The 8,736-nt window shown below is 57.8% G+C and carries 10 protein-coding genes; 2 read left to right on the top strand and 8 right to left on the bottom strand.

All coding sequences use genetic code 11. The annotated features are described in order from the left end of the window. Nucleotides 1–143: 143 nt before the first annotated feature. The 4 genes from DESFRDRAFT_RS20235 to DESFRDRAFT_RS20220 all read right to left on the bottom strand — a co-directional run bounded on the left by DESFRDRAFT_RS20235 (nucleotide 144) and on the right by DESFRDRAFT_RS20220 (nucleotide 3,637). Nucleotides 144–1,667, bottom strand: a complete 1,524-nt coding sequence (locus tag DESFRDRAFT_RS20235) for a sigma-54-dependent Fis family transcriptional regulator (RefSeq protein ID WP_005997145.1) — start codon at nucleotides 1,665–1,667, stop codon at nucleotides 144–146. 240 nt (nucleotides 1,668–1,907) lie between these two features. Continuing rightward, complete coding sequence (locus DESFRDRAFT_RS20230; RefSeq protein ID WP_005997143.1) at nucleotides 1,908–2,225, bottom strand: hypothetical protein; 318 nt, start codon at nucleotides 2,223–2,225, stop codon at nucleotides 1,908–1,910. Nucleotides 2,226–2,492: 267 nt separating this feature from the next. Then, nucleotides 2,493–3,092 (bottom strand): transglutaminase domain-containing protein, encoded by a 600-nt coding sequence (locus DESFRDRAFT_RS20225; RefSeq protein WP_005997141.1) that lies wholly within the window; start codon nucleotides 3,090–3,092, stop codon nucleotides 2,493–2,495. Next, complete coding sequence (locus DESFRDRAFT_RS20220; protein ID WP_005997140.1) at nucleotides 3,086–3,637, bottom strand: class IV adenylate cyclase; 552 nt, start codon at nucleotides 3,635–3,637, stop codon at nucleotides 3,086–3,088. Before DESFRDRAFT_RS20220 ends, DESFRDRAFT_RS20225 begins: the two co-directional genes overlap by 7 nt. Before the next feature lie 197 nt (nucleotides 3,638–3,834). On the opposite strand from DESFRDRAFT_RS20220, the gene DESFRDRAFT_RS20215 reads away from it, so the two are divergent. Further along, entirely contained in the window at nucleotides 3,835–4,830 is a 996-nt protein-coding gene (locus DESFRDRAFT_RS20215) for a glycosyltransferase (RefSeq protein WP_005997138.1), read from the top strand. 40 nt (nucleotides 4,831–4,870) lie between these two features. Next, nucleotides 4,871–5,767, top strand: a complete 897-nt coding sequence (locus tag DESFRDRAFT_RS20210; RefSeq protein WP_005997135.1) for a DMT family transporter — start codon at nucleotides 4,871–4,873, stop codon at nucleotides 5,765–5,767. An 81-nt stretch (nucleotides 5,768–5,848) separates the two neighbouring features. Here DESFRDRAFT_RS20210 and DESFRDRAFT_RS20205 read toward each other — a convergent pair whose 3' ends face one another. The 4 genes from DESFRDRAFT_RS20205 to DESFRDRAFT_RS20195 all read right to left on the bottom strand — a co-directional run bounded on the left by DESFRDRAFT_RS20205 (nucleotide 5,849) and on the right by DESFRDRAFT_RS20195 (nucleotide 8,644). Further along, nucleotides 5,849–6,451, bottom strand: a complete 603-nt coding sequence (locus tag DESFRDRAFT_RS20205; protein WP_005997133.1) for a DJ-1/PfpI family protein — start codon at nucleotides 6,449–6,451, stop codon at nucleotides 5,849–5,851. Nucleotides 6,452–6,515: 64 nt separating this feature from the next. Then, entirely contained in the window at nucleotides 6,516–6,950 is a 435-nt protein-coding gene (locus tag DESFRDRAFT_RS20200) for a GNAT family N-acetyltransferase (RefSeq protein WP_005997132.1), read from the bottom strand. Between the two features lie 61 nt (nucleotides 6,951–7,011). Continuing rightward, nucleotides 7,012–7,812 (bottom strand): hypothetical protein, encoded by an 801-nt coding sequence (locus DESFRDRAFT_RS21590; RefSeq protein WP_005997130.1) that lies wholly within the window; start codon nucleotides 7,810–7,812, stop codon nucleotides 7,012–7,014. A 235-nt stretch (nucleotides 7,813–8,047) separates the two neighbouring features. Beyond that, the gene (locus DESFRDRAFT_RS20195; RefSeq protein WP_043795405.1) at nucleotides 8,048–8,644 is read right to left on the bottom strand and encodes a Maf family protein; all 597 of its coding nucleotides are present in this window, start codon (nucleotides 8,642–8,644) and stop codon (nucleotides 8,048–8,050) included. Nucleotides 8,645–8,736 lie beyond the last annotated feature (92 nt).

Raw genomic sequence — 8,736 nt, 5'->3', positions numbered from 1 at the left:
CCTTTTTGAAAAAAGGGTTCCCCTCTCGCGCTCTCCCTTCCCAAAAACTTTTAACGGTGACAAGTTGTTATCGTTAAAGTCTTTGGAAAGGGGGCCCGGGGGGAAACTTTTCGTAAGACAAAGTTTCCCCCCGGTTCGTTTTTTTATTCCTTGCTGATGCCGAGCTTGCGCAGGCGGGAGTCGAAGGTGGAGCGGTTGACGCCGGCGGCCCGGGCGGCCTTGGTCACGTTCCATTTGTATTTTTCAAGCAGCGCCAGGGCGTAGGCGTGTTCGAGGCTTTCCCAGGTGTACTCCGTCAGGTCGGGCCCTGGGGCGCTCGTGGGCGTTGTTTCGGGCGCGGGCGCGCTGTCCCTGGCCTGGCCGATTTCGTGGGGCGGCGGGATGTCGTCGGTCTCGATGACCGGTCCGGAAACCGTGGCCAGCAGGTAGCGCACCAGATTTTCCATCTCCCGGACGTTGCCCTGGAACGGGCGGCGCTTGAGGGCGGCCAGGGCGTCGCGCGCCAGGGTCTTTTGCGGAATGCACAGCCGGCCGGCGTCGCGGGCCAGGAAGTAGTCCAGCAGCTCGGGGATGTCCTCGGGGCGTTCGCGCAGGGGCGGCAGTTTGAGCGGCAGGACGTTTAGGCGGTAAAAGAGATCCTCGCGGAAGGTCCCATCGGCGATGGCCCGGGTGAGGTCCCGGTTGGTGGCGGAGATGACGCGCACGTCCACGGTGCGGGTCTTCGCGTCGCCGAGGGGCTTGACCTCGTTTTCCTGGAGCACGCGCAGGATGCGGGCTTGCAGGGAAAGCGGCATGTCGCCGATCTCGTCGAGGAAGACCGTGCCGCCGTCCGCCGCCTCGAAAAGTCCCACCTTGTCCTTGTCCGCGCCGGTGAAGGCGCCTTTCTTGTAGCCGAAGAGTTCCGATTCGAGCAGGGCGTCGGGGATGGCCGAGACGTTTTGGACCAGGAACGGTTTGTCCTTGCGGGCGCTTTGGGCGTGGATCTCCCGGGCGAAAAGCTCCTTGCCCGTACCGGACTCGCCGGTGATGAGCACCGGAAAATCGGTGCGCGAATAGTTTCTGGCCGCTTCCAGGGCCGCGCAAAAGGCCGGGCTCTTGCCGACGAGCGAGGTTTCGCCTTTGATGCCGCCGAGAAGTTTTTTGAGTTTCTGGGCCTCGTTTTTCTGATCGGCGAAGGCCAAGGCGTTGCCCAGGGCGATGGAGCCGATGGCCACGAATTCTTCCAGGAGCTCCAGATATTCCTTGCCCAGGTTCAGCCGGCTGCCGCCGTGGGCCGTGTCGATGATCTCGACCGCGCCGTAGACCTCGCCGTTTTTGAGCACCAGCGGATAGCAGAGAATGAGGGTGGATTTGACGTCCAGGCCCGATTCCGCGTCCTTGAAATGGCGTTTGTCCTTGCCCGGCTCGGCGATGGTCATGCGGCCGTTTTCGATGACCCAGCCGACGATGCTCGGCTTGTCCTTGGGCACGACAAAGCCCACGAGCTGTTCGCTCTGGCCGCCGCCGATGGCTTCGATGCACTGGTAGCCGTCATCACGCTTGATCCAAAGCGAACCGCGCTCGACGTTCTGGAATTCCACCAGCGCTTCCAGGAAACGGCGCTGGAGCTTGTCGGTTTCCAGCTCCTCGAACAGGGCCTTGGGAAAATTGGGTGTGTGGGGGGGCATGGCGCGTTCCGGCAAAGTCATGGTTGCCCGCACGGCGCGTCGGGACGCGCAAGGCGGAAGGACTGAGCGGAACATGCCGGAAAAGCGGCATCGGGGCAAGCCGAGGGGGAGCGTCCTTATGAAGCGGGATTCCGCGCCGTGTTCAGGAAGGCATGCGCTGTTCGCGCAGCGCCAAAAACTTGGGGAAAAGAGAGGGCGGACGGGGAACCCGTTTCGAGGAAGGTTCCCCGCCCGCAGATTCTAGTGGGTAGCCTGGGACAGTTCGCGGATTCGCCAGAAATCCTCGGGAATCTCCAAGTACAAGTCGCTTTCGGGCAGGGGAATGACGCACAGGAGCGCGCCCGTGGAGGCGACCCAGTACATCTGGCCGCTAAGGCCGTGCATGAGGTCTTCGTAGCTGGCGCCCGTTTGGGCGGCGACTTCCTTCATGGCCCGTTTCATGGTGGACATGGCCCCGTGGCCGATTTCCACTTCCAGGACGGAGACATGGTGAATGGCGTGGCTTTGTTCTGCCAACTCGGGAGGAGCGGTTTTGCGCAATGTCAGAGCCGATTCCATGGCGACCTCCTAGGGGAATTTGGCCCGTACCGACGGAGAGTCCGGTCCGGGCTATTGCCTGTTATAAGCAATAGCCGTGCAAAGTACACCAATCCCGTGGAGAAATTTGACGTCTTTTTTGTAACCGACCGATTTTACGGTCTGAATATGTGGGGTAAAAATGACATGGCGACGACAAGGCCTACGCCAGCCGTCGGGGAAGCTGCAAAAAAGAAGGCAGAGTGACAAAAGTGTCGCAAAATGGGGAGATGTCGTGACCGGCGTGGGTCAGGAGGAGACGTCCGGCAGGGCGTCGTAAAGCGCGTCCCAGGTCCCGTGGCGTGTGAGCGCCTCCATGATCATGGGCAGCGGCGCGGCGTGGATGCCGGGCAGGTCGGCCTCGCCGGGAGCCGTGATGGGAAAGGCCAGCCGTTCCGTCGGCGGCGTGAACCGGGCATCGACGCCCGGTTTGTTGCCGCGCGGGTCGATCCGGTACCAGTTCCGATCCTTGAGACGCGCGGCGACAAGGCCGTGGAGGCAGTAGCGCGCCGCGTCCTTGTCGGGATCGAGCAGGAGGCGCTGGTAGCACAGGCCGGCCGGGATGCCGTTTGCCCGCAGCAAGGCGGCAAGCAGATGGGCCTTGGCGTAGCAGTAGCCCGTGCCGTGGGCGAGGACTTCGGAGGCGGCGCGGGTGACGGGATTTTGTCGGTGGTCGACGCTGTGGCGGATGGCGTCGCGCACGAAGACGAAGGCGGCTTCGGCCACGGCGGCGTCCGTGTCCCGTCCGGCGGCAAGTTCGGCGGCCTTGGCCGCGACGGCCGGATGGTCGCTGTCGATCCAGGCGGACGGGCCGAGGTAGGCGGCAAGGGGCGAAAGGGGCTTTAGCATGGGCGGGGTTCCGTCACGTCCCGGTCTCGGGCGTCGAGAAAGAGGTCCGTATACGCGCGGGGATATTCCCGCGTGAGGCCGATCGCCGCGCCGTAGGACCGGATGACGGGGAGGGCGGCAAGTCCCAAGGCGCGGTCCCGGGCCTGGTGCTCGATTTCGACGAACGTCCCGGCGGCAAAATCCACCGTGACCAGGGTCAGTTCCAGGGCGAGGCCGTTGTGCATGGTCCGGGAACGACGGCAATGTTTGACATAGGCCATGCGCCGCACGAACCCCAGGCCGGTGAGGACGGCCTCCATGGCCCCGGTGTCGGCCACGGCGGTCGAGAGCTCCTCCTTGGAGGCGCTGGCGGCGTCGAACGGGGGATTCTTGCAGGTGCAAAACGTTTGGCCGTCCGCCTCGCGCAGCCGGAGTTCCCGGCCCGAGGCGTAAAACGCTCCGTCAGGCGTGTCGAAGTAGACGTCACGATAGACCGCGTCGGCCAGACGCGTTCCCGGCAGCCTGAACCCGGGCGGGGCGATGAATTTGATTTCGGCTTCGTACATGGCGGCGAACGCGTTTGGTTTTGGCGACGAAGGGCCTGCCGTTCGGGCGTTGTTACTGTGACGGGCAGGGGATGGCAATCCCGCTCGGGGCGCTTGACGCGGTCCGGGGCTTCAAGCGATAAAAACAATTGTCGCTCTCGTCCGCGTTTGTTGAAGAACTGTTACTGGAGACGCGCTGCGCCGCTGTGAGGTTTTCTGTGGATGATCCGATAGTCAATTTCAGCATTGTGACGTTCAATCGGCTGGAGATGACGAAGAAATGTTTGTTTTCCCTAAAGAAGTATACAAACATTCCGCACAAGGTGACGGTCGTGGACAATTGCTCCACGGATGGGACCCGAGAATTTCTCCTCAAACTGCGGGAAGGCGGTCTGATCGACAATCTGTTTTTGCTGAAAAAGAATATGGGCGTCTCCTGCGCCTCCAATTTCGGTTTCGATTATAGTCCGGCTCCGCTTTACATGAAGCTGGACAACGATATGGAGATTCTAAAAAACAATTGGATTGTCGACATCATAGATCTCTGGGCGCGCAACGCCAAAGTCGCCATACTCGGTCCGAAACTGGGCCTGGGCAAACCGTATTTCTATAGCGTCCGGCTGGAGAGTGGGGATTTGGTCGATGTGAACAAGCACAATCTGCCTGGCGCGGCAACCATCATATCGCGCGATGTCTTCCAGACGCTGGGGTATTGGAACGAGGATTACGGCCTGTACGGCGAAGAGGACGCGGATTATTCCCATCGGGCGAAGCTGGCCAAGTATTTGCTCGTCAGTTATGACTCCAATGCTTTACTCAATCACCTCGGTACGGAACAAAATACGCAAATCGACTATTCCGATTACAAGATGGAGCAGCGCAGAAAGAATCTCAATCCGGCCAAAGGGATCAACAAGTTCGCCTTGTATTGTTATTTGTACGACAAGGGCCTCCTGAGCCTCTATTGCCCGCGACGCTATGTCCCCGTCATTCGGGGCGATGATGTCGATTTTACCGTGGATCAGGACTTTCTTGTCAGGAAAAAATTCGTCGCCGCCTGCGCCAAGACGATTGCGGCGATCCCTCCCGCCGGATTCAACGACACCATTCATAGCGATGCCTTCGTGGCGCGGCTTCAGGCGATGAAGGACGCCATGCGCGTCAGCGATCCGGGGCTTCGCGCGCAAGAGCCCACCTCAGGCAACGCATTGTGAAAGCGTTTACGTCGGCTTCTTTTGGGGCCATCATACCGGGATGTTACGCATAGCATCCCGGGGCGTTGCCACGCCCGTCGTCGGGCTGGCTGCCGGAGAAGGGGAACCTGAAGGCCGGGGGCTCGCCGCCGGGCTTATGGCCGTCACGGCGCTTTTGTGGAGTACCGGGGGCCTTGCCATCAAGCTCGTGCCCATGCCTTCCATGGCGGTCACGGGCGGACGCAGTCTGCTTGCCGCGCTGCTGCTCTTGGCGCTTTTCCGGGGCAGGCTCGATTTTCGTCCGACAAAGCCTTTTTTGTGCGCGGGCCTGGGGTATGCCGGCCTGCTGGTCACCAACGTGGTCGCCACCCGGCTGACCACCGCCGCCAACGCCATCCTGCTCGCCTACACCGCCCCGGTCTACGTGGCGCTTTTGGCTCCGGCGGTGCTCGGCGAACGCACGCGCCCGGCGGACTGGGTCTTTGTCGCGGTCACGGTCGGGGGGATGGCGCTTTTTTTCCTGGACAGGCTGTCGCCGGAAGGGTTCTGGGGCAACATGCTGGCCGTGGGCACGGGGCTGTCCTATGCGGTTTTCACTCTCGGCATGCGGGCCGGCCGGGCGGGATCGCCGGTTTCGGCGGTCATTGCCGGCCATTTGCTGACCGCCGCCGTGGGGCTGCCCTTTCTGGTGCGCGAACTGCCGCTTTCCGGGGAGGCTTTTTGGGGGTTGGCCTATCTCGGCATCGTGCAGCAGGGGCTGTCGCTGGCGCTTTACGTCTGGTGCATCAGGCGGCTGCGGGCCCTGACCGCGATCTGCATCATGACCCTGGAGCCGATCTTCAATCCGGTGTTCGTCGCCCTGGGCTACGGCGAACTCCCCGGGAAATGGGCCATGATCGGCGGCATGGTGGTCGTCGGCGCGGTGACACTGCGCAGTTTGGCCGCCGCGCGGCGCTAAGTCTTTCGCGCCCAGGCGGAGGTCGCATGAGGCGGCTTGGCGCGCGGGGGCGATTTCGAGACGGTCCCGCCGCCAATGCGTTTACGCGTTTTCGCCTTGCGCGAGCTCTTCAGGGAATTCTCCATATTTGAACGCGCGGTACCACAAGGCGCGCATGTCCGGCGTGGCGATCCGCAGGGCTTCCATGATTTTCATGGTGAAGTCGATGCTGCCCAAGCCGCTGGCTGTGGTGATGTGCCCATCCGTAACGGCCAACGCTTCAATATAATGATCCTGGCTGGTGTAACCCGGAACATGATCACGGAGGTACTTCAAGGAATTCGAAGTATGCTTCCTGTTTTGCAACAAACCGGCTTTGGCGAGTACGGTCGTTGCCGCGCATATGGCTGCCGTCGGGATTTTCCTTTCGTCGAGATTTTGCAGGAAGGAATGGATTTCCTCCTTGGGGTACGATTGCTCCCAGAGCATTCCTCCCGGCAGGATGAAGAGCAGGATGTCATCGATGGCAATATCGGAAAGGCGCCGCCCCGGCTGTACCTTGAGTCCACCCATGGATAAAACGGGTGCATCCGAGAGTCCGACACCAACGACCGGCACATTGCCCATACGCCGCAGTTCGGCAAGAGCAAAGCCGATTTCCCAGTCCGCATATCCGTCGAACAGCAATACGTAGGTTTTTTTCATGGCAGTTCCTCAGGCACAGTCATGTGGGAGTGTCTGGTTTGTTGGCCTGAACCTCGAAGAAGATTCAATCCAGCTTCATATGCAGTAACGGAAAGGGTTTTCCCTGGCCGTCAATCGGTGATCGGTCTATAATGCGGAAGCCAAGGTGCTTATAGAATCCGATTGCCTGCGGGTTCTGCTCATTGACATCCACGTATGCGACATCCATGCTTTCGATGGCATGCCTGCATAGGGAAGAACCGATGCCTTGTCCTCTGTTTTGGGGCAACACAAAGAGCATTTCAAGTTTCTTCTCGGAAACGCCGCAAAATCCGAGAATGGTGCCTTGCGCATTTTTTACGCATCGTAATTTCACAGCATCAAAATATTGTTCAAGAATCAACGGCTTTAAGAAGGAAATATCAGCTTCATTCAAGAAATTATGCGTCGCTCGAACGGAAGTTTCCCATACGTTAAGCAACGCAGGATAATCTTTCTTGTCAGCCTGTTCTATCTTCATGCGCAGCCTCTCAGGATAATTTTTTAATCAATTAGTTTGTAAGCATGTAATGCGATTATTTCTAGTGAAATAGTTGCGGAATTCCAAATATAAACCCTAGGATCGTGCATAGAGATAATATGATCGAGAAAAACCAGTGTTCTTTGAACAACTCACCAAGGGCGACGGGATAGAGCTTGAAGTTTTCGCACATCCTCGTGTTTATTTTTAAGGAATTGTCAGCAGCTCTAGAAATAATATTGCTCATGATGTCAACTTTACGCAGTGTTGATTGATGGAGCTCAACATATTTTCCTTGTTCAAATGCCAACGCTTCATCCTGCCCAGATAAAAAATCTTTGTCAGAAATCATATTTTTTTGTATTAGTTTCACGAGCCTGGGATGGCCAATGTATGCTGGTCCATATATGGAAATTAGTAGTCTCGCAATGTCAATCATCTTATCTTCAGGTATTGTCTCTGGTGTTCCTTTCAAAACAGAGTATCGGTGGGATATTGCAGGAAATCCATAGTTAATATCTCTCATGTTCCAATGAAGCCACTTGTATCCATCATGTCGTCTTACATAGTCGTAAAAGCGGTCGAGCATCATCTTTTCTAGCCTGTCATAATTTCCAGGAATATTTTTCATGGGAACGCTATTAATTTCAGCTATTTGATGGATCGAAAACGATGTTGTCTGTGCGGAATAGCAATTTCGAACAGCGATAGATGTTATTCGAGGAGATGATCCGTCATTTCTTTCATAAAAACTTTCGCATGAATAGTGAATAATGATAGAATGTTCTTGATTGTCAGTGATGCTGCGCAGCAAATCAATGGCCTTTTTCCTTTTGTTTAACTGTATAATAGCCCTGCCCATTCGTGTGCTCCTCTTGGATTTCGCGTTTTATATGTTCGGCTGGATGGTGTTGAGATTATGCTAATGTATAAATTACGAATGATGATAATTAAATTAACCTAAAATAATAAAGTACTTTTTATTTTAGGTTAAGTGATTCTTCACGTTGTAAAAAATAGTTTGAAATTATTCCTGACGAGGACTTGTAAGAATCTTGGGGAAATTTGCCCTGTGAAACCAATGGGTAGGAGCGTTTTTAGGACGTTCCTGGACCGATAGCCCCGGAACATTTTAGAGCTTCCACCACTTCCGCCAGCGGTAATCCCACGACGTTGGTGTACGAGCCATTGATCGCGGTGACAAACGCCGCCGCCTTGCCCTGGATTGCATAGGCCCCGGCCTTGTCCATGGGCTCGCCTGTGGCCACGTAGGCGGCGATGGCCACATCGGAAAGCGCCGCCATGGCCACGTCCGTGGACACGGTGAAGATCTCCGGTTCCGGGCCGCAGCCGAAAATCGCGCAGCCGGTCACCACCTGATGCGTGCGCCCCGAGAGCAGGCCCAACATGCGCCCGGCGTCGGCCGCATCGCGCGGCTTGCCCAAAATTACATGCCCCACGGCTACCACCGAATCCGCGCCGATGACCGCCGCCTCCGGATGCTCCCGGGACACGGGCGCGGCCTTGAGCCGGGCCATGCGCGCGGCATAGGCCGACGGCAACTCGCCCAGATCCGGTTCGGGCTCCTCGGCCGGACTCGGAACAACCGAAAACGGTACCCCGGCCAAATCAAGCAGCTCCCGCCGACGTGGTGACGTCGAGGCCAGAATGATGCGTCGCTGTGTCGTGTACATATTATGATGCTGGAAGAGCCGGGGGAGGGAACCCCTTTTTGAAAAAAGGGGTTCCCTCCCCCGGACCCCCACCCTCCCGAAAAACTTTAAAG

Origin of the sequence: Solidesulfovibrio fructosivorans JJ] (assembly GCF_000179555.1) — a bacterium.
Classification (GTDB): Bacteria; Desulfobacterota; Desulfovibrionia; order Desulfovibrionales; family Desulfovibrionaceae; genus Solidesulfovibrio; species Solidesulfovibrio fructosivorans.
This window is presented reverse-complemented; position numbering and strand designations above follow the sequence as displayed.